This is a genomic window from Pedobacter albus (assembly GCF_036324255.1).
GTDB classification, from domain to species: domain Bacteria; phylum Bacteroidota; class Bacteroidia; order Sphingobacteriales; family Sphingobacteriaceae; genus Pedobacter; species Pedobacter albus.
The window spans coordinates 1,944,059-1,963,924 of sequence record NZ_JAZDQT010000001.1; the positions used below are offsets into that span (position 1 = coordinate 1,944,059).

Sequence of the window (19,866 nt, forward strand, 5' to 3'; positions counted from 1 at the left end):
AAAACGGAATTTCTTGGAGGGTACTGGCTTAAATTTGTGCAAATGATTAATATATACTCCTGTTTTAAATTATAGAGTTGCATTCTAGAAAAATATTAGAGAGCTACGTACCCCCTGTGATAACAGTTTGCCTGTATACCTGCTAGAGCTTTAATAAACTCAGTGGTATCAAGAAAGTAGCTTGGATAAGCTTTCTTTAAAGCGCGCATGTTCTTTGCAGACACTAGCACGACTGCATTTTGACTGCTATCGATATCCTTTTCCATTAGGAGATAGTCTTCCGTTGCGTATTTGAGTTGTGTTTTTTTGTACACCACAAGGTTAACTTGCAACTTATCAAAATCTATATTGATCAAATAGTAATCGTCTGGAAAACCTTTTGCGTTCATGCTACTTATAGTAACCTTAATGGCTTCTAAAGTATGAATGACATTTAATTCTTCGCACAGGTGATAACACTCAATCATCAAGTCCTTCATGCTAACGTCCTTATGTATATCAAGTTTTGGGAGCTGTTCCTTTATTGCAAATAATGAGCTCACAACCTTGAAGAACTGCAACCATCGATCTGAGCCTTGGCTAGATTTTAATGAAGTGTTTGTTATTAGTCCAACAGTCTCAACTGCGGTTGCCCAAGAATGTTGCAAACGTGTTCTTATCTGAAGTTCTAATTTTATATCCTTATACCTTTGTTGTTTAGAACAATAGGTATATATAAAGTGTATACTCCGATAACCAGACGACTTAGGTATTGTGATATAGTCTGAAATCTTGTCAAGTTTATGATTTGATCGTTGTCCTCGAATTAACTTATATAGCTTTGACAGACTTTGTACGTCTTTTACAACTATCCTGTAACCTCCAATATCCTGCATTCCACCTAGACGCATGTTTGGATTTAGGTCTAGCTTGTATTCGATTGAAGAAAGCCGTTTAAGTCTTTGTGATGCAATGATAGCTTCTATATTATTCTTGCTCATTAATCGGAGCAATGAGTTCTTACGGTTAAGTAAGGGTAATATATGACTAGCTCTCCAATCATTGATGATTTGAAGTGCTTCATTGCGATCTTCAATGGATTTGGAGGACATTATAGTTTCTCCAGCCTTACTGATCTTCTTACGACTATGTATCATTTAGAGATTGTTAATTCTTAAATATAGCCAATCGATTACAAATGTCAAGTCATACCTAATTTCTTTATATAAGTCTAAACTTGGTTGTTGTGGTTCTTCATCTGTATTTAAAGGTTTCAAAAAATCAATACACGTATTAGATTTCTTTTTAGTTGAAACAGCATTAATACACTCATACAACTAATCTTCAATAATGCTATTGTTTAAATGCACGCTTGACTTTTAATAATGAAACGATTGTGTCCGCTTTGATATCTTGAAACGAAAGTTTCACTTTAGCAAATGCTAATTCTTCGTTGGCTTTATCCCACTCAGCTCTTGATAGCTTTGTTCTATTATTTCCATGCTGATAGTACTCTGTTTTAATATCATCATCAATAGTGTTCTTGTAACTAATTTGCAGAAAGGTTTCAATACTAAAATAACCGAGGTTTATCAATTCACTTCTTAACTTTTGCTCGTGCATACTATTATGACCGTTTGTAAAGGTCGCAAGCAAACCTTGCGAATCGCCTGTTAATGTCGTTTGCAAATCCCAATAATTATAAACTACTAATGAAATTGTGTCAACATCCTTAATACCTGTACTTATAAACATAAGCCTTGAGTCAACGCTTATATTAAAGTCTGACAATTGACCTCCACGATTAAATATGTAATACCTTGTATTAACAAATGGCTTCACCGTATCAGGCTCATGACTAGTCCTTAATTCAATCTGAGGAAGCATACCCTTTTTTGTTAAATAGGTCTGGGTTTCAGCAATTCTATTTGCTTGGTAGGAAACTATTATACCCATTAATGTTAAAATAGAGAATGCAATAACCTCAAAGAAGATTTTGTTCAACTCTAACCACTTTTTAAATGAAAGACGTCTCCTAGCCATATTTCCTTTTACTTTGATAAAATTAACTACCTTCGGTTAATGAGGACATTATTTACATGATCTATCCATCCGCTGAAAATAGCAATATCCTCACTAATTATCAATTAACAAACGCTCACCGCCTGCGAACTGAGCTGAGGTGTTAAAGAAAAAGCACGATAGTGCGCCTTTAACTATGTTCTACACGAGCAAACTTGTTTGCGAAGCCGAAGCGATTACGCAGGTGAGCTGAAAAGTGGAAAGCGGTTAGCTTTATCCAGGATGAAGCGGCGAAGAATGAGTGAGCAAATCCTAGATAAAGATAAGGAGAGCTTTCATAGAGCAACCGATGCTCAATATAAAAACCATGACAGTGTATAACGATGGCGTGTGTTTTTTGAGAGCAGAGCCTTGCGAAATACCGATTTACCTAATAATTATAGCACTAGCTTAACCCAAGAACTACAGGCAGAAAAGTTAACGCAGTACCGCTTATAAAACAACAGTAGCAATGATAAAACCACTAAACAAATGACTGGACTTAGCCTTTGCAATCTCTAAGCCGAAAAAGAGTGAAAGGCTGAGTTCAGGAATAAATAAAGTAAAAATTATGAACACTCTTTTTTGCTCCGAACCACTAAATTTTTAAAGCAAAATATTCTAAATTAGAATGCTCATCTAACCGGAACAAGAATGATCAGAAAGACGCCCCTCTTTGCCTTTACATTCCATATTATCTGCGGAATGGCCTTAGCACAAACCCCTACCTCATCAAGGAACTATGTAATGGAAACAACGGTAAAAACGAATGGCATTACCGATGCTTCTCAATTGGCTTTATTGGATGTTGATTATGCCAACCGTACCATAACCTATTTCGATGGTTTAGCAAGGCCTATCCAAAAAGTTCAATGGAAAGCAAGTCCAAATAGAAAAGACATTGTGCAATTCATGGTCTATGATGCGCTTGGTAGAGAGGCCGTCAAATATCTTCCTTATGCGGAACAGGCAAGCAACAACGGAAGCTTTAAGGATTCGGCGTTAGCCAACCAGACAAGTTTTTACGGCACGGGAAGCTGGGATGCAAATGTTGCAAGAAGCCAACATCCCTTCAAAAAAACAGTCTTTGAAGCATCCCCACTCAATAAGGTTTTGGAACAGGGCGCAGAAGGCGCTTCTTGGCAACCTTACAGTGCCAGCATACCAAATTCTGGCCACACGGTTAAAACAGACAGCAAGTTCAATTCTGTTAACGAAGTACTTCACTGGACAACAACAAGCTCTGGTGCAATGGCTTCTTCAAGTTATTTGCCGAACACTCTATATAAAACAATAAGCAAAGACGAGAACTGGATGAGTGGAAAGGGCGGTACGAGCGAAGAGTTTAAGGATATGGAAGGAAGGCTCGTGTTAAAAACAATTTGGCAGGACGAAAGCACAGCTTTGTCCACTTATTATGTTTATGATGAAATTGGAAACCTTAGGTATGTAATTCCTCCTGCAGTTTCTTTGACGGCCTTTACAGAGGCAGATGCCATTTTTAAGAATTTTGTCTATGGCTATCATCATGACGGCAGAAAACGGGTCATAGAAAAGAAGATCCCAGGAAAGGGCTGGGATCATTTAGTGTACAACAAGCTTGACCAGATCGTAATGACGCAGGATAGTATCCAACGACTTAATAACAAATGGTCGTTTATTAAGTATGATGCAATCGGAAGGGCGACATTAACCGGAACTGCCAATAGTTCATCGGGCCGAGCATCATTGCAAGCAAGCATTGACGGCCAGTCTGTACTTTGGGAAAGCAGGGACGATGCCAATAGCAATGGTACTGGTACAGGCTATAGCAATCTCTCACTTCCTATTACGGGAATAGCCGAATACCTTAACATCAGCTATTATGACGACTACAATTTCTATGGAAACAGCTTTGGCCAACCTGTTTTTCCTCAGGTTGCAGACGGACGAACTAGAAGCCTCGCTACAGGAACAAGAATTGGCACATTGGGAACTAGCGACAGGTTGCTTACGGTTAATTATTACGACAATAAAGGCAGAATTGTACAGACCAAGAGCGAAAACCACTTAGGCGGTACCGATATCATCGATAATGTATATAATTTCGCCGGAGAACTGACCGCCAGCACTAGAACACATTCGGCCAATAGTACAACTACGATTATTGCCAATTCTTACAATTACGATCATTTAGGACGTAAAGTTAGTACCAAAGAAAACATAAATAGCCAAGGAGAAGTGGTGCTTAACAAATTGGAGTATAATGAAATTGGCCAATTAAAGCAGAAAAGCCTACACAGTACTGATAATGGCGCTACCTTCCTACAATCGACAAAATTCTCAAATAACGAACGGGGATGGCTTACTGGCAGTATTTCTCCTGAGCTAAATATCAGGCTTGGCTATGACACAACCGCCAATCCACAGTACAACGGAAATATAAGCACGCAGTTGTGGGGTACTGGTTTCGGGAATAAATTCATATATGCTTACGATAAGCTTAGCAGGCTGACAAATGCAACAAGCACGGGCACCTATATGAGCGAGGCAATAAGCTACGATGCAATGGGAAACATCAGCTCGATGAGCAGGGATGGAGCCACAACAGGTGTCTACACTTACACGGGCAATCAGCTCAATTACATTACAGGTGGGCCATTGGCCAGTTCTAGCTATGCCTATGACGGCAATGGCAATGCGACTACAGCCACTGTTGGCTTAGCGAGGACAGCTGTATCTGTAAGCTATAACCAGCTAAATCTTCCTGTTTCTGCAACGGGTTCGGGCATCAGCCTGTCCTACGTTTACAATGCCGTAGGACAGAAACTGAAAAAGACGAACAGCACAACCGGAGCTGTATCAGATTATATAAATGGCATCCAATATTCAAACGGCTCTATAGAATTTATCCAGACAGAGGAAGGTTTGGCAAGAAAAAGTGGAGGAAGCTACGCCTACGAGTACAATCTTACAGACCATTTGGGAAATGTGAGGTATACCTTTAACAAGCACCCTACCACGGGAGCCTTGCAAAAACTACAGGCTGACGATTATTACGCCTTCGGACTTAGAAAATCTTCACAGTTCGGCAACAATAAATATCTTTACAATGGAAAAGAGCTACAGGAAGAATTGGAACAGTACGACTATGGTGCACGCTTTTATGACCCTTTGGTAGGAAGATGGAACGCAGTTGATCCTTTGTCTGAGAAAATGAAAGTGCTTTCTCCGTATGTTTATGGGGCGAACAATCCAATAAGATTTATAGATCCGGACGGCAAAGAAATATGGATAGGATTTAATGTAACTGATAAAGATGGTGGTGTTACCCATCAACAAGTACAGTACAGAAACGGGAAGCTATATGAAAAAAACGGCAAGGAATATAAAGGGAACAATAATTATGTCATGGAGGTAACCGATGATTTAAATAGGCTTTCTAAAGGTGACAAGGAATTATCTAAGCGATTAGGCACTCTTCAAAAAAGCAAAAACAAGCATATGATAGTCATGACTGAAAAAGGACAAGGAGACCAAAACTCAGCACTATCAAAAAGTGACGACATGAAGGGAATCCCAACAGGAAGCCTAACAGAGTATAATCCGTATTCAAGAACTAGGTCGGACGAAATTGGGCCTCCTCAAACTGTATTGGCCCACGAACTTTTAGGTCATGGATATGATGTTGATCAAGGAAAAACAAATTTTAGCAAAACAAAAAGTGGAGTCTGGATGTATGAAGTCAGTGCAGTTAAAGCTGAAAATAGAGCAAGAGCAGATATTGGCCTTCCAAAAAGAACCACTTATGGAGGTAGGCAAATACCAGCCTATTTATTAGAAGATAATCGTTAATTAAATTTTTTATGCTATGAAATTATGCTTGTGTTTGTTATTGACTTTTGTGCTTTGTTCGCATCCCAACCTCTTTTATGAAAAGCTATTAAATGATTTTGACCGAAACAGCTGGTTTGTGTGTATAAATGCAAGTTTCGGCACTGAGAAAAGGCAAATTATTATCGAAAATGATGACTTGTTTTACTTGGTTAACGAAAAAAACAAAATCAACAAAACAAAATATTATGAGCTTATCAAAGGAAGACTGCTAAAGAATGAAACAATATCGTTGCCTAAGATCAATTTGGAAAAATTGAATATTCTAGAAATGCAAAAAGCTGATAAAATCGAAAAAGATGCTAAAAAAGGTTTAGAGGCATTTCTTAAGATATATTTTACGAATAGAATGTTAAAAAAAGAATTCATTGATTATCAAAATGCCATTATCTATCAATTGTTCAAATGGAAGGTACTTACCAAAATAGATGATGTAAGTGGGTTTCTAATTTTCTATCGATAATTGTTCATTTAATCGAATTGCTCCTAAACCAATGCTCTTTAGGTGAAAATAACAAGGTATTTCTTAGCCTCTTTACTAATCCTCATTATTCTATTTGAAATAGCAATGATGTTGATAAAAAACAAATATTATCACGTTAATGAGGTAGTTCTTTTAGCCGTTTTATCCGTTTCGTTGTTTTACAAAAGCCGGCTAACTTGGGTTATAGCTATCATTATTTGCATATCAGGTATTTATAATCTTAGTTGGGTTCAGCCAAAATATAGTTCGCCTACGATTTTCAACTTTACCTATACAATTTATGTTCCATTGTTAGGTAAGGCCCACATGAATGTAATTAGAGCAATAGCTTTACTACCTATCATTTGTTATTTATTTACATTTGTTATTTTTCTAACTAAGCCTGTCAGAACTCAATATTTTGCCATAAAAGGCAAACAATAATAGTGGTGTATGAGGAATTTGCAAAGAGTACTACTTGGAATAATTGTCTCTATTCTGCTTTTTCAATTCATTGCTATATTATTATTGGCCGACTTAATGAGCATTTGCAAGGGGGCTACAGTATTGTGGCCCCTTTTTCATCTTAAGCTTGCCTCTCCTAATGCTAGTACTATTGGCAGTGCATAGTCACTTTTGTTAACCATTTCCCTATCTCCGCTTGCCCTTAACAGTATTCTTTTGTAAAGACCTGTTTCTTGTTCATAGACTAGTAATGCGTTTGAACGGATGCCTGCATCACACATGTATCGATCTCCATATTTTACCTGTGATGCAAACAGATCATCGATTATTGTTTGTGTTATCGGTGCCTTTCTACGCATCATTGGGAATAGTCTAAGGACTTCGGTTGAGCTTCTAAGATTTTGGAAAAGGCTTTCAGGGCTAATGATGCCATCGGTTTCATAGCCCCAAACCATCTTTTCGTTTGGACAGGAATAGAAATTCCATTCCTCCGGCATATCGTACCTGTATTTTCTTCCATCTGGTGCTATGTAAAACCCATAATGGCGCTTCCCCCATGCTAAGCTGTAGTATTCGCTCTGAAAGATAAAGGGAAGGTTCTCGATTGTAAAGAGTTCATCAGCTATGGACGAAGCCTGCTTTTTAAATATGCTAAACATAATGAAGAATTAAGGTTAAAAACCGTTATTGGCCCTTTCGTTAGTAAAATTGAGTATACCTATGTCATAATATCTATAAGTGTTCCCCAAAAACTCAAATCTTTCATTTACGGGTGCGCTCCATCTTGTCATCCGTAAAAATACTTTCTCTCCTTGCCAGTCAAGTGTATAAGCAATCTGGTTTTGCCTGAGCTCAAAACTATCATCAGAGCTAGAACTATTGGTCGGGAGACCATATTCCTTTTTTAGCATTTCATTTAATTGATCAGAATCTCTGAGGAATCTAGAATCGGCAAGGTTTACCTCTATAAATGCCAAAACATTAATCTGTAATTCATTGCTGTTAAAAAAGCCAAGGGATATACTTTTAACTTTGTAACTTCCAAACGTGTACGTTTCGTTGGCATTCTTTATAGAATAATATTCCATTTTGCCATTTTTCACTTTGGTTTCATTAACCTTCTTTAGGCTAACGAGCTTCTTCACCTCGTTGAATGTGCTTTTAAGTTTCAAATTGTTGAAGCCGTTCTTGTTGTCCAGATTATTGAGAAGGCTTTCTTGGGCATATGTAGTTAAGCTACATAGCAGGGTTATGATCAAAATAACCGTTTTAGAGATTGTAGACATTTAGATTTGCTTATCGCCGATGATTCCATTTCGGCCTTTAAAACAAAATAGCGTGGAACCTAACTATGTCTGCCCTAGAGGCTCTGGAAAAGCCCACGCAACAAACAAGCTAAGCCCACGCTATTCACGCGGGCATTAGGCTTATCTGTTCTTGTGCTTGTAAATTTTCCAGATTTCTAGGCAAGAACCGATAGCTAACGCTATTATCTTAATATGAATTTATTCTACTTTTATTTTACTATAGCTTTTTTCTTTTGTTTAAATAATAACGTAAAGATAAAGAAGATAATCAAAATATAGAGGCGCAAAGCCTCCATATTTTTAGGCACTGTCTCTTTCAATCGCTTTAATAACAACAAATTCCTTTTCCTTGTCGATCATCCGTTTCCATAGAAAATTATGAATGTCCGACGGTTCGGTAGCAAACCTTATTCGGTCTTGAACATCAATGGACGTTTTTTCCCTTGCAGAAATAGCGACCAACGCTCTCAAGGTCTGATTGAATACCCTAGTTCCGAATTTGGAAATCGCCTCTTCATCATAATTAAAATATATCAGAAAGTAGCCGTTCTTGTTCTTGCACAAGGTCAGCTTAAAGTGAAAGCAGAGGAACTCTTTTATGAGGTTTTCATGTGTTTTTAGTTTCTCGTGATCAATTGCTACCACTGTACGGTATTTTTCCATGTCGAATGGCTTAAGAAATTCACTGGCCGTCTTGCAAGCCAATTCAAATATCTTTTCGAGTTCTGTACGTTTTTGTTCCTCTGTGGGTGGCGAGGCTGTTTTCTGTTTTTTCATGTTGTTCTATTTTAAATTGTTTCGTTGAACTGTGTTACCTTATAAATGACCGATGTTGGAGCTGTACTCTCTACCGTTTAAAAGGCAGATACGACCAAAAGGCCATAAAACAAAAAATCACCTAGCAGTATGCCAGGTGATTTGACTTTAAGTATTTGTGATGCTACAGCAAATGGATGAACCTTTCAGGATTTACCTGTAGACATCTTTTGAAGAATGCCGGATATTCAGGCTGTGTTGTAATCTGCGTACTGTAGCTACGAAGCGAAAGCTTGTTTATCAGCTCCTGTATCTGTCCCTCAAACTGACACTTGAAGAACTGGTACTCTACCTTATAGTTGTTGTAATAATCGCATTCGAGGTGGACAAAAAAGCTCGGAGTAACAAGACAGTGTATTCCTGAAAGGTTAACTGGGTCTTTTGTAAGGTCGAGCAAAATTACAACTCTATCTTCTTTGTTTGGGAGCGTGGCATGAAGCTCTTTTACCTTTTCGACGAGCGAGTGATAAAAGAATTCGATTGCGCTGTTGGTATCGGTCTGGTTCTTCGAGCCGTGGGTTTTTGCCCTTTGGTAGTTCTTGTATTTGGGCTTTTGCGACTTCAACCGCTCTTCTATTTCGTTGAGCGAAGCCAAATTCTTGTTGTTTTCTTGTTTGTGCTTGATAAAATCCATGGTTCTTGACTGTTTAAAAGGTGAAATAGTTCTAGTTGGCTTTTGAAAGAAAAGGCTTCTGTTTTAACATAGAAGCTTTGAAAATCTCTTTTGCTTTCCAAAGTCCAATGCGTCGGGGGTGAAGTCAAACCTACTGGCTAGTGCAATTTCCACACATTATTCTGTTTTGGGCAGTCTTTCTTATACTGAATTACTTGGATTTTTCACCTTTTAAACAAGCGAAGTTTTATTGGTCTTGGAATAACCTCTCAAAACGCAAGAGAGATACATTATTCGTTTTCACGATTGGATTAGGGAGGGGGTGGGCAAATCAAGAGCCCTTATAAAATGTTTTTTTGCTAATTTTTGGGTTTCACTTCAAAAAGTTTATTAAAGGTTGCATATCCCTTTCCTTTCCCTACAGTAGTCCTCTGAACACGATAGAATAGCTTGATATCGGATGCTTTGGGTCTCTTTTTGACGCCCATCTTGTTATATATCGAACCAAGAACCACCTTAATCCGTTCATCTGTATATCTAGAGTTAGATTTGAGATATTCATATACTAGGACTGCAGTTTTATTGCACTTTAACAAACGTAGTTGTTTTGTTGTTTCTATAGCTCTTTTTATCTTGCTTTCAACGTAGTTTGCTTTTTTCAGACCTTCTAGGCCAATAGCATAATACCCTTCAACTAGGGTTTTATTCAAGTTTCTGAGCAATTCTATCTCCCGTTGTTTATCCCCAAGATAAAAAGTAGCCTTTTCAACACTATCCAGTTGACAGGCAATCTCCATGAGGAGCGCTCTTTGGCTTTCTCTGGTTTCTCTCTTCAATCTATCCCCATCCCCTAGAAGGTAACAGGCTTCTTTTGGGCTAAGAACAAAGTGTTCGTTGGCCAGCCCATACGCTTTTAAAAGATGTTCGGGCTTTTGATAATAGCCCTTAACCCTCTCTTCATTTAGAAAATTATCGTACATAAACCAGTCATAGTCTCCATTTGGCTTAAAGAATTTAGCTAACTCAACTTTCCGTATCTGCTCTAAGAAATCCGTCTTGCCTTTATGTGTCATGTTCCCTGCCAACTGCAGAATGCTCTTGAACATTGCCTTTATTCCATCAAGATACAATATAGCCTCTTCTTTGTCCATTGACTTCAATTCGGGATTGTAATTTGTGATATGGGCAAGTTTTCCTATTCCGTTTCTAAGCCTGCCTGCGATCTGGATAGCTTCAGTTACGGGATCTAATATTGAATGCTTTGCAAAGAACACATCTGTAAGCATGATTACATGGGGCTTGTAGCTGAGTTTCATGTCAAATGCCGAAAAATACCTGCTTGTAAAGAAATTATATTTTTTCATATGCCTATCCCCAAAATCGCTTCGGGCAATATGCAATCCTTTTAGCTCCAGCTTCAGAACACTTTCATCCGCACAGAACACGGCACTTTCGTCACTAATTCTGAGCTTGGCCACTAATGCCTCTATTGTATTTGTCGAATTAACAAAAATACAGTACCTATCCTCTGGATTGTCTTTGATATAATCTGTAAAGGCTTCCAGCACGTTGTTGGTACTGATAAGCTCTAAAGACTGGCTAAAGCGGTAATCGGGCTTCACAACATATCTTACAAAACCATGTTCAGCAAATCTTGGATCGCTAAAGGGCAAAGGGGTGGCCGAAATAAGGCCTTTGTTTTCAAACTCAAAGAAGATATCGAATGGCGCATTAATCTTCGCTCTGTAGCTCGTGTCTTGTATATTTTTCTCACATTCATCTATAAGCAGGTAAAAATTTTTCTGGTAGAAATCAAGATTTTCCTTGATAGCGGGCATGATCTTATCAATAAACCCTTCGGGTGTTGTAAGTATCTTTTTATACTTTGACTCTGAGGTAAGATATTCTAGGATATCATCTCTATAAACTCCTTTGTAAACCCCGAAAATCTGTCTATCCTTGTTTTCTAGATTACTGTTATGCTCCTGAACCTTACCCATTATTACTGGCACGTTTGGTTCGATAATAAAGCTGTGCCGGTCAGAGTTGATTTCTGAGTATGTTGCACCTAAGCCTGTCCTAGCCTTGTAGATAATTGCATTATTGGGCAATGGTTTAAGCTCTGGAAGATCGATTATTCTTTGTCCTATTTTGGCTGTGACCTCAATGGTCTTTAGTTTTTTTTTCATTTTAATACGATTTAAAGTCAATAGGCGGAGGGTTGCCCCTCCGCGTTTAGCTATTACTCTAAGGGCTTACCCATTAAGTAATTGTTCAGCATTTGTTCAGCTTCTTCACTGTAGCTGATCGACAGCTCTTTTGCTCCACGAGCAAAATGGAACTGGATGTAAAGGCGTATTTCACCTGTAGATAGCGACGTATACTCCTTTACCGTCACTTTTTTGCACTCTTTTAGGTGCTTTTTAAGTTCTTCCATAAGAATAATGGATTGTTTAATGCTCTTCATTACTGGGCAAGAGCTTGCTCCCTTGTCCTCTCAGTGAGAACGAGTGTAAGAGAGCAGGGGGAAATGCAGGCGGTCGAATTATTTTAAAAGAAATGAAAAGGCCCCACTGCATTCTGCAATGAGGCCTTTAATAAAACTTTACCTTTAACCGTTCAGATTGTATTTCCCTCTATAAGGGATTATCTTTTAATATTGTTCTTATAGCTGATGCTTTGTCTGCCCTATTTCTTTTTAAGGGCATCGGCAACATCTTTACGATTGCCAAAAGGTCATAGATTAGTTCCCTGCGGTCTGTAATTGACGAAGATTTGTTGTTGGCATGTAGATAGCTATCAAGCTGAAGGATCAGTTTAACCAACATTCTATTATTACGTCCGTAATTTCTAGTTTTAGTCCGCTCCCTCCAATACCTTGTATCAATATATCCCGTTGTCAGCTCCTTATAGAATTGTGTATCGGCTTTTTTGTGCTCCTCGATTATGTACCTGATTATTGTTTCGTTCAGCATCTTTGACAAACGTTCAGGTAGCTTGATAGCATCTTTATCTATATCACGTTTATCGATCACAATCGGCCTGTCGTTTGCGAAATGATAAATCTTGTTATCGGGGGGAACCATTCTGGAATAGACCTTGAACCCACCGTTCAGTTTTAGTTCCTCCTCTGTAAACAGATGTTTGCCGACTTCGCTCTCAATCCCTGTAACTACATCGGGAAGCCAAACGTAGTCCCCATCAGTTGGCATATGCTTGCTGTCGAGCAGATCAATAAAAACATCAATAAAATCGTCAAGGTACTTTTTATTTGCATTATAACCGTAAATCTCTGCAGAATAGCCTGTATAGAAATAGGTAAGAAAAAGGATATCATCTATATGCTCAATTTTTAAATGCTTGAGGCGAGAATTGCTATTTTTGACCAAATCCTCTAATCTGTTTTTGAATATTTTAGCTTCATCCGCGTTAGCGAACAGATTTGGATAGATACCAGAAAATCGAAAGCTTTGCGCTACTGCGTCATAAGCTAACTCTTCAACAATGGCATCGTTAAGATAGAAAGTTCCCTTATCTCTAATTGTTTGTTCAATAAGGCATGCCCTCAACTGGCTTGTTGGCGTAATCAAAAGTTGGGGTTCATTATGTATTGCTTCCATCCATTTTCTGTTATAAAAACTGCTTTATAGGGGTATGATCTGTTTTTGGATTAGCGGAGCAACTATTGCTACTCCGCTTGTAAAGTTATATAATTCAGGATGCCATTTCCAATTACTCCAAATCGAAATTCAATTCATAAGGTGTTACCTTTTTGCTTGCCTGCAAATATATTTCAGTTGTTGAAATACTCCCATGATTTGCTCGTTCCTTGATTTGGTAAGGGTCAACACCATTATTAAATTGATGGGTAATTGAGGTATGCTTATGTTCATACAATGTTATTTTTCCGAATTGAGGGTACTTTCTTCTAAACCGTCTCATCACTATTCCCAACTCTTTTTGTCCGTGAGGTATTCCTGATTTAAACATGTTATATCCACCGACAATATACATATCGGGAGTAATCTGAATTCCTGACTTAATTGTGTTTGCTTTTATGATATTGATTAGTTCCATTACTTTAGCTGAGATAATAACGGTTCTTATCTTGTCATTTTTATTATTTACAATTTTAACAGTATTGTTTTCCAAATTAACGTCAGCAACCTTAATTAATACTTGTTCAGAAAGTCTTATATTATTTTCATACAGAAATAAGGCAGATAAGTATAATCTAGTAAAATAATACTTTTCGTAAGTTTCTAAAATATCGTAGAATTCCCTTAGCAGGTCATTTGATATAACTTTAAATCGTTTTTCTTGCTGTGCTTCGTTCAGCTTATTTAGCTTATTAGGATGATTCTTTATAGGCAATTCATTATATTCAATAAGCCAAGAATATAATTGAGCTACGTACAAAAAATGCTGATTCACTGAGCTGTTCTTTAATGGCTTTTTACCAAAGTTATATCTGTTGTTTAAAAGGTCAATTCGATAATTAAGCCAAATTCCAGAATTAAGCTCGGCTAAAGTTAATTTGCTAAACTGAGGAAGGGAAAAGTATAGCTCAAGTTTCCGCTGATGATGTTTATAACCATACATTGCTGTTTTCCCAACGGTTCCTTCCCTTTGTTGCAATTCCTTATAAGCGTAAAATGACTTTAGTACAGCGATCAGTTTACTGTGTAAGCCTATTTCTTTTGGAAGCTCCTTTGACAGTATTTCATTTTCAATTACAGACAAATCCGACTTAAAAAGTTCAACTAGTTGTGAAGTAATTACCGATTGTCTTAAGCCTAATCCATCTATTGACTTGAAGTATTCGACAGCTTTTTTCTTCACTGAGCCTTTGCCATAATACTTTTCTCGTACCTCTTTCTTATAATCAAGGTAGTATTTTTGCTCCTTTGCTCCAGCTTCTGGAACTACTAGAAACACTTCTACTCCATTAAAATTAGCTAAGAGGTGCTTTGTTGTTTTTACTGTTTGTCTTTTTAAGGTTTTCATAAAACTTTCGTTTTACTCGTCCCTACTCTCGTCCCTATACGGCTTCAAAAGATAACTCAACCCGCTTTGCGGGTTGAGGACGCAGTACCCGTTCATACAGGTTTATATTTGGTTAGAAAAAGAGATTCGTCTGGATGGAGAATCTCTTTTCTTTTTTACAGCCCCTTATAACGTTCTAAAGCAGTTTTACCACCCAGTTTTTGGTATTCTATCAAAACTTCTCAGGTTTAAATAAAGGCCATACAAAGACCTTCCTTAAGCGTATTGAGCTTACAGGTTTATAATTTGAGGAATTTATTGATATAAAAAACCTCATATATCTTTAGTTCTTTGTTAGCGCATCATTATCTTTCAACCATATCAAGGCTTCAACAGCGACAAAGAAACATAAGGAAATGTTCTATTTTTTTACATTCTTTGGGATGTTGGATTAATTCTATAGTTTCCCTTTATTTTAATAAATCATTTAACTTAAAGCAATCTAAAAATGAAAAAAGCAAATTTACTCAGTAAAGCTGAGATGAAACAAGTAGCAGGCGGAGTAGCTGCCCCAGGTGATGGATCAGGAGGAGGAACAACTCCCGAGGGATGTATCGTTTATTCAATTAAGACAGTCAATGGGGTTGTTGAAAGAAGATTTATGGATGAATATGGTACAGCTCAAGAAGCACAGAATAAAGCAACCGAATATGCAACAGGCAGTAGTACTCATTACGGATATGATTGTCCTGACGCTAATGGAAATTACGAGCATAGCTATATCTGGAGTTAGAATAGAGAGATTACTCGGGTTAAACTCGGGTAATTTTCTTTGTAATTATATAAATACTTAGATATGCCTTACGCCATAACACATAAAAACAATAAGTATATTGTTTTTGGATTATTGTTTCTGTTAATTTCACTTTCGATACCGTCCAAGGCATTAACAATAGTGGCCAAACTAAAGGCAAAACAATACATTACTTTCTTTTTTGGTGGAGAAAACTTTTATCGTTTTCGCAACGTTTCAGAAAGAGACAGCACTATAATTAGGCATATACCTATTCAAAAACTAACTGAATTTAGATATTCGGTCGGCTTTACAAAAGACAATAAAATAACCCATATTCGACATACCATGCTTTTATCTCCAACTGATAGCCTGGTGTTTAAAAGAGAAGATAATGAGTTAATACCCATAAACAAAACTCCATCATCAATTTTCTTGGATCAGCATATTGCGGTTGGATATACAGCTGAATTTGATTTTACTAAGAAAATAAGTGCTAGTACGGAATTCGAAAACTATTTAAATGATTTAAGCAAAAAATTTTCGAGAGATAGCATAAAAGTTGATAGCCTATATCATTCGAAGGTTATAGGTATAGAGGAAAAACGTAATTGGGTAACATTTAGTAAAATTCACCTTATAGCTAAAACGTTTAAGATAGCAGAGGACAACAGCAATATCAAGCCAGATCAAGAGAAATACGATGCTTTATTTAACGAAGCTATAAATAATATTGATTTTCAAGATATAGATGGAGATTTAGTCAATGAGATGTTCAGCCTCCTATGCAATTACTGGCTTAAACAAAACAATAAAGACCGAAAATCCAAGCCTCTCGATTTTATAGATTTTTACCTAAATCACCTTGATAAAATCAATAGGGATTATATCTATGGAAAGTTTATGCGGTATGTAAGAAATGTACCTAAGAAAAACAGTTTGGAATACACCAATAATATTGAAAGAATACGACAGTATGCTGGTGAGTACGACCAAAAACTATTAAGTGCAATGATGGTCGGCAAAGCAGTTTTTTTTGATATGGATCAAGTTAATTTGATCGATTCCAAGAATAATATGACAACCCTAAAGAATGTCTTTGAAAATGCCAAAGAGAAATATTTCTTGATAGATATGTGGGCCAGCTGGTGTGCCCCGTGTAGACAGCAGTTGCCCTTTTTTGAAAAGTTTAAAAAAGAACTCGAAGGAAAAAACATCCGTTTCTTAAGTATAAGCACGGACAAGGATGAGAAAGATTGGATTAAGGCAATGAAGGAAGAAGGCACAGATGCCCAACCCTTTCAATATAGATTAGCGAATACTGGAGGAATATCGGCACTAACAAGGTTTTTTGAAATATTTACATTACCAAGGTATCTAGTATTAAGCAAAGGTGGTAAGGTTGTTAATGATCGATTTTATCTGCCCACAGATACAGAATTTAAACCAGAGATTTTAAAGATTTTGACGGATGACAGATAAGAAAAACCAGCATCTATTCAGTGTTGTATTTGATTTTTAAAAACATAGTCATTAAAGGTAATTATAACCATCTCACCCAGTATTTCCATGGGGTGGCTTCGTGTCCCACTAAGAACCCTAAAATATTGCTTACTTTGAAAGTAAATAAATTCTAAAGAAAAGACTGTTGCATTGGGTTGGTTTGCTTCATTTGCCACCTCATTTATTCGGTCCATAATCTTTAATAGTTTAGGGTTTTTAGTTGATAGATTTAATTCTAATGGGCGTTCCATTAGATTATTTATTAGCACTTTTCCAAAACCTTTCCAAAAATTACGTTCGCTAAACAAAGTAATCCCTAAGTTAAATCTAAATATGAAATCTTCTATTTCATATTGTAGTTCGTGGATTTTTAGCCCTTCAATTACAGCGTCGCTGTACCAAGTAGAATTATCAGGATCATGATTACATTTGATAATCGCATTTGTAATATGTTCCAGTACACGGTATGCAACTAAAGAATCTTTAATCTTAGCGTGCATGCACCAATTACAATACAAATTTAAGATCTTATATACTTCTTTAAGGTTTTCATGTTCAATGACCAATCTTATGTTAACCATGAAACTTTCTAAATCTGTATGGTCTAAATCTCTTGGACTTTCAAACAAACCTTTTATTTTATCAAGAAAAATCTTCATTGTAAGCTAGAACTTCTTAAAAGAATATTTGTTTTTATTCACTCTATCCCTATTCACACATAGCATCTCAGTAATATGGTCTGCCGTTTCTTCTAAGTGATGTTTAATTAGGGAGTTTGGTATTCGAAGTGTTAGAAAACCTTTTAAAAAGGAATGATATGTCCTCTTTAAATCTGAGAGGGCTTGCTTACTATTGTAGTTATGATGCCCACCATCAACTTCTATATTAACTCTTGCTTCAGGGATTGCAATATCGATATGCTTATAGCCATCGTATTTCTCAAGTTGTGCAGGAACATTACGCGCCTTTAATTCAAAATACAACGAGATTGTTTCGACAGTACTTACCAATTCTTGTTGCTTCAACCACTTTTGATGGTTTATGCAGAGCGGAATACCAAAATAACCTATAGAGTAGCCATTTACTTCATAGCTAATGGAACAATTGCATTCCAAACATTTAAAATCCATAGAGAAAGGGTTAATAAACTAATATAGCATTATTAAAATGCTGTTTAAAAGAGTGTATGTTATGAATTCAAAATCCTTTTACCAAAAACTCGTTCAATATCTTTCGCAAGGCCATTTGCTTCAGTTCGACAAGTGATTATGTCTTTTAAAAAGAGTAAATACTCTTTTCTTTTGAAAAAGTCTAAATTGAATGATTTAGTCAGCGTTAAAAACAAAACAGTAAACTTTAATGACCACGGTTTATCACTTTTAGCAGACTCTCCAAACTGTTCTTTAATCATTTGCTCAACATCTTTCCGAAACTTTGAGGCTGTTTTTATATTTGAAGTTATTTCTTCTATTTTATTACGAAGTGATTTGACTTTGCCACTATCTTTTAATTGAATAATAACGGTCAACAAATCTTCAGAAGATGTTGCTTGAGATAATACATAATGTGTTATTGATGGAAATATAAAGTTATGTTCAATCCCAACTTGTAAATTATTGTACCATAAGGAGTCCTTTTCATTCTTTATTTTTTCATCAATTATCTCTAACGTTCTATCCAGTGGACTGTTTATATTGGTTTGTCTTTCTGTAATGATTCTATCTGCTCTTTCTGGGCTAACAAAAAGGTCTGTTTCAAATTGTCTAGCCGAGACTAAATAATTTCTAATTCCTTTGTCAGAGTAACTAGCTTGACTATTCCAGTCAATATTCAAACTATCTGAATTAATGGGCTTTACAAATAATAAAGTATTTTGTTGAAACCATTCAAATCTTTGCCAATCACTTTCAAATCCATTAGCTATGAAATTTGTATCATCATATAAAAGCATTGAATTAATATAGTTTGAAAGTCCACCCATTGATGTAATGAATTCTTGTTCATTCAAAGACTTATGAAGTTCTCTGTTTTCAAGTAAAATTCCCGCATGTTCTAAAGACCAGTTGTCAATTAATGACTTCTTAAAATTATTCACCTAGATTTAGTGTTTTAAAATATTGTGTACTATTAAGATATGATATTTTAATCTTATTCAAAATTCCAAAAAGAGAGTATTACTAAATCCCCCAACTATTTCCTATCTTTAAGTAACCCCAACCGATGAACTACAGACTATCCTATCCGTTTAAAATCTGGCTAACCAGTACATTGGTGGGAACTTTATTGTTTGTCATTTATTTCAGCATGGTTTCGGCCGCTCCTTTCGAAGGTGTTTTTACTTTCTTTATTTTTGGTTTTTTTGCAGCCCTGGGTACTTCTATTCCTGCTTTTTTTATTTTATGGCTTTGCTTGTATCTGCTCACCAAAACTAGCCTGAGTACCCAAAAGATAAGAATCATTATTGCCATTGTAGGCACCGTTTGCTGTACCTTGCTTTTTAACACATTGGGCGTTTCCTATGCAGCTACTTCAGACCTGGTTTTGATCGGCGCTTATGCCTTGCCGGTTATTGTTTCGGCATTGGTTTATCCATTAAGGCCATCACCCAGTTCCAATTTGGTCAAGCACAGCAGCGAAATGGCCTGAAATATTTATTTGCTGATGGGTCGATAAGTCATTAAAATCAGCTAAGCGCAATATTAAATTTTAGCGAAACAACTCCCCTATTCAACTGTTTTATTAAAAAACCAAGATCATGATCAATCCAGAAGACAACATTCCAGTAGACGATTCGCAAAACAGCGAAGCAGAAGACCAACAAAGCCAAAAAGATATTCATGCCAATGGCCTAGACCTTAACGAAGAACCTTTGGAAGAAGAACAAGCCAATCCCGATTTATTGAAACAGGCCTTTGATGCCAGCGAAGCCGCCTATACTTTAGATGTGGATAAAGGCATTGCGCCTAAAAAAGAATAGTTCATTGGTTCAGTAGTTCATTGGCTCATT

19 protein-coding genes are annotated in these 19,866 nt (G+C 36.7%); 6 read left to right on the forward strand and 13 right to left on the reverse strand.

Translation table 11 applies throughout. From position 1 onward, the window contains the following. Positions 1 to 95 precede the first annotated feature (95 nt). Both VRU48_RS08060 and VRU48_RS08065 read right to left on the reverse strand, forming a co-directional pair. A complete protein-coding gene (locus VRU48_RS08060) occupies positions 96 to 1,136 on the reverse strand; it encodes a RelA/SpoT domain-containing protein (protein WP_330107409.1) in 1,041 nt (346 codons plus the stop codon). 196 nt (positions 1,137 to 1,332) lie between these two features. Next, on the reverse strand, positions 1,333 to 1,983 hold the full coding sequence (locus VRU48_RS08065; protein WP_330107410.1) for a hypothetical protein: 651 nt from the start codon (positions 1,981 to 1,983) through the stop codon (positions 1,333 to 1,335). Positions 1,984 to 2,694: 711 nt separating this feature from the next. Between VRU48_RS08065 and VRU48_RS08070 the strand changes: the two genes are divergently transcribed. After that, positions 2,695 to 5,874: a DUF6443 domain-containing protein gene (locus VRU48_RS08070; protein WP_330107411.1), complete on the forward strand. Its 3,180-nt coding sequence runs from the start codon at positions 2,695 to 2,697 to the stop codon at positions 5,872 to 5,874. Between the two features lie 16 nt (positions 5,875 to 5,890). Then, positions 5,891 to 6,376 (forward strand): hypothetical protein, encoded by a 486-nt coding sequence (locus VRU48_RS08075; protein ID WP_330107412.1) that lies wholly within the window; start codon positions 5,891 to 5,893, stop codon positions 6,374 to 6,376. A gap of 581 nt (positions 6,377 to 6,957) precedes the next feature. Here the strand turns inward: VRU48_RS08075 and VRU48_RS08080 are convergent. The 8 genes from VRU48_RS08080 to VRU48_RS08115 form a co-directional block, all read right to left on the reverse strand. Continuing rightward, complete coding sequence (locus VRU48_RS08080) at positions 6,958 to 7,500, reverse strand: hypothetical protein (RefSeq protein WP_330107413.1); 543 nt, start codon at positions 7,498 to 7,500, stop codon at positions 6,958 to 6,960. Positions 7,501 to 7,515: 15 nt separating this feature from the next. Further along, entirely contained in the window at positions 7,516 to 8,127 is a 612-nt protein-coding gene (locus VRU48_RS08085; RefSeq protein WP_330107414.1) for a hypothetical protein, read from the reverse strand. Positions 8,128 to 8,448: 321 nt separating this feature from the next. Further along, entirely contained in the window at positions 8,449 to 8,925 is a 477-nt protein-coding gene (locus tag VRU48_RS08090; protein WP_330107415.1) for a hypothetical protein, read from the reverse strand. A gap of 163 nt (positions 8,926 to 9,088) precedes the next feature. After that, positions 9,089 to 9,598 carry a hypothetical protein gene (locus tag VRU48_RS08095; RefSeq protein WP_330107416.1) on the reverse strand — a complete coding sequence of 170 codons (510 nt, stop codon included), beginning with the start codon at positions 9,596 to 9,598 and terminating at the stop codon, positions 9,089 to 9,091. A 338-nt stretch (positions 9,599 to 9,936) separates the two neighbouring features. Continuing rightward, positions 9,937 to 11,766, reverse strand: a complete 1,830-nt coding sequence (locus VRU48_RS08100; RefSeq protein ID WP_330107417.1) for a hypothetical protein — start codon at positions 11,764 to 11,766, stop codon at positions 9,937 to 9,939. 53 nt (positions 11,767 to 11,819) lie between these two features. Then, a complete protein-coding gene (locus VRU48_RS08105) occupies positions 11,820 to 12,014 on the reverse strand; it encodes a hypothetical protein (protein ID WP_330107418.1) in 195 nt (64 codons plus the stop codon). 199 nt (positions 12,015 to 12,213) lie between these two features. Continuing rightward, the gene (locus VRU48_RS08110; RefSeq protein ID WP_330107419.1) at positions 12,214 to 13,197 is read right to left on the reverse strand and encodes a hypothetical protein; all 984 of its coding nucleotides are present in this window, start codon (positions 13,195 to 13,197) and stop codon (positions 12,214 to 12,216) included. Between the two features lie 112 nt (positions 13,198 to 13,309). After that, positions 13,310 to 14,584, reverse strand: a complete 1,275-nt coding sequence (locus VRU48_RS08115; RefSeq protein ID WP_330107420.1) for a tyrosine-type recombinase/integrase — start codon at positions 14,582 to 14,584, stop codon at positions 13,310 to 13,312. A gap of 487 nt (positions 14,585 to 15,071) precedes the next feature. On the opposite strand from VRU48_RS08115, the gene VRU48_RS08120 reads away from it, so the two are divergent. Next, the gene (locus VRU48_RS08120; protein ID WP_330107421.1) at positions 15,072 to 15,356 is read left to right on the forward strand and encodes a hypothetical protein; all 285 of its coding nucleotides are present in this window, start codon (positions 15,072 to 15,074) and stop codon (positions 15,354 to 15,356) included. A 63-nt stretch (positions 15,357 to 15,419) separates the two neighbouring features. Continuing rightward, positions 15,420 to 16,838, forward strand: coding sequence for a TlpA family protein disulfide reductase (locus VRU48_RS08125; RefSeq protein WP_330107422.1), 1,419 nt, complete (start codon positions 15,420 to 15,422; stop codon positions 16,836 to 16,838). Positions 16,839 to 16,855: 17 nt separating this feature from the next. Here VRU48_RS08125 and VRU48_RS08130 read toward each other — a convergent pair whose 3' ends face one another. Genes VRU48_RS08130 through VRU48_RS08140 form a run of 3 tightly spaced genes read right to left on the reverse strand, consistent with a single transcriptional unit; the run spans position 16,856 to position 18,954 of the window. Then, the gene (locus VRU48_RS08130) at positions 16,856 to 17,518 is read right to left on the reverse strand and encodes a hypothetical protein (protein ID WP_330107423.1); all 663 of its coding nucleotides are present in this window, start codon (positions 17,516 to 17,518) and stop codon (positions 16,856 to 16,858) included. A gap of 6 nt (positions 17,519 to 17,524) precedes the next feature. Beyond that, positions 17,525 to 17,989, reverse strand: a complete 465-nt coding sequence (locus VRU48_RS08135) for an endonuclease domain-containing protein (RefSeq protein ID WP_330107424.1) — start codon at positions 17,987 to 17,989, stop codon at positions 17,525 to 17,527. Between the two features lie 59 nt (positions 17,990 to 18,048). Further along, positions 18,049 to 18,954 carry a hypothetical protein gene (locus VRU48_RS08140; protein WP_330107425.1) on the reverse strand — a complete coding sequence of 302 codons (906 nt, stop codon included), beginning with the start codon at positions 18,952 to 18,954 and terminating at the stop codon, positions 18,049 to 18,051. A gap of 125 nt (positions 18,955 to 19,079) precedes the next feature. Here VRU48_RS08140 and VRU48_RS08145 point away from each other — a divergent pair, with 125 nt between their 5' ends. Then, the gene (locus tag VRU48_RS08145) at positions 19,080 to 19,505 is read left to right on the forward strand and encodes a hypothetical protein (RefSeq protein WP_330107426.1); all 426 of its coding nucleotides are present in this window, start codon (positions 19,080 to 19,082) and stop codon (positions 19,503 to 19,505) included. Positions 19,506 to 19,614: 109 nt separating this feature from the next. Beyond that, positions 19,615 to 19,836 carry a hypothetical protein gene (locus VRU48_RS08150; RefSeq protein ID WP_330107427.1) on the forward strand — a complete coding sequence of 74 codons (222 nt, stop codon included), beginning with the start codon at positions 19,615 to 19,617 and terminating at the stop codon, positions 19,834 to 19,836. Positions 19,837 to 19,866: the final 30 nt, after the last annotated feature.

Bases quoted from the DNA above. Each gene is read 5' to 3' on its own strand.
- VRU48_RS08060 (WP_330107409.1), bottom strand. From the start codon at position 1,136: ATGATACATAGTCGTAAGAAGATCAGTAAGGCTGGAGAAACTATAATG.
- VRU48_RS08070 (WP_330107411.1), top strand. From the start codon at position 2,695: ATGATCAGAAAGACGCCCCTCTTTGCCTTTACATTCCATATTATCTGC.
- VRU48_RS08075 (WP_330107412.1), top strand. From the start codon at position 5,891: ATGAAATTATGCTTGTGTTTGTTATTGACTTTTGTGCTTTGTTCGCAT.
- VRU48_RS08080 (WP_330107413.1), bottom strand. From the start codon at position 7,500: ATGTTTAGCATATTTAAAAAGCAGGCTTCGTCCATAGCTGATGAACTC.
- VRU48_RS08085 (WP_330107414.1), bottom strand. From the start codon at position 8,127: ATGTCTACAATCTCTAAAACGGTTATTTTGATCATAACCCTGCTATGT.
- VRU48_RS08090 (WP_330107415.1), bottom strand. From the start codon at position 8,925: ATGAAAAAACAGAAAACAGCCTCGCCACCCACAGAGGAACAAAAACGT.
- VRU48_RS08095 (WP_330107416.1), bottom strand. From the start codon at position 9,598: ATGGATTTTATCAAGCACAAACAAGAAAACAACAAGAATTTGGCTTCG.
- VRU48_RS08100 (WP_330107417.1), bottom strand. From the start codon at position 11,766: ATGAAAAAAAAACTAAAGACCATTGAGGTCACAGCCAAAATAGGACAA.
- VRU48_RS08105 (WP_330107418.1), bottom strand. From the start codon at position 12,014: ATGGAAGAACTTAAAAAGCACCTAAAAGAGTGCAAAAAAGTGACGGTA.
- VRU48_RS08110 (WP_330107419.1), bottom strand. From the start codon at position 13,197: ATGGAAGCAATACATAATGAACCCCAACTTTTGATTACGCCAACAAGC.
- VRU48_RS08115 (WP_330107420.1), bottom strand. From the start codon at position 14,584: ATGAAAACCTTAAAAAGACAAACAGTAAAAACAACAAAGCACCTCTTA.
- VRU48_RS08120 (WP_330107421.1), top strand. From the start codon at position 15,072: ATGAAAAAAGCAAATTTACTCAGTAAAGCTGAGATGAAACAAGTAGCA.
- VRU48_RS08125 (WP_330107422.1), top strand. From the start codon at position 15,420: ATGCCTTACGCCATAACACATAAAAACAATAAGTATATTGTTTTTGGA.
- VRU48_RS08130 (WP_330107423.1), bottom strand. From the start codon at position 17,518: ATGAAGATTTTTCTTGATAAAATAAAAGGTTTGTTTGAAAGTCCAAGA.
- VRU48_RS08135 (WP_330107424.1), bottom strand. From the start codon at position 17,989: ATGGATTTTAAATGTTTGGAATGCAATTGTTCCATTAGCTATGAAGTA.
- VRU48_RS08145 (WP_330107426.1), top strand. From the start codon at position 19,080: ATGAACTACAGACTATCCTATCCGTTTAAAATCTGGCTAACCAGTACA.
- VRU48_RS08150 (WP_330107427.1), top strand. From the start codon at position 19,615: ATGATCAATCCAGAAGACAACATTCCAGTAGACGATTCGCAAAACAGC.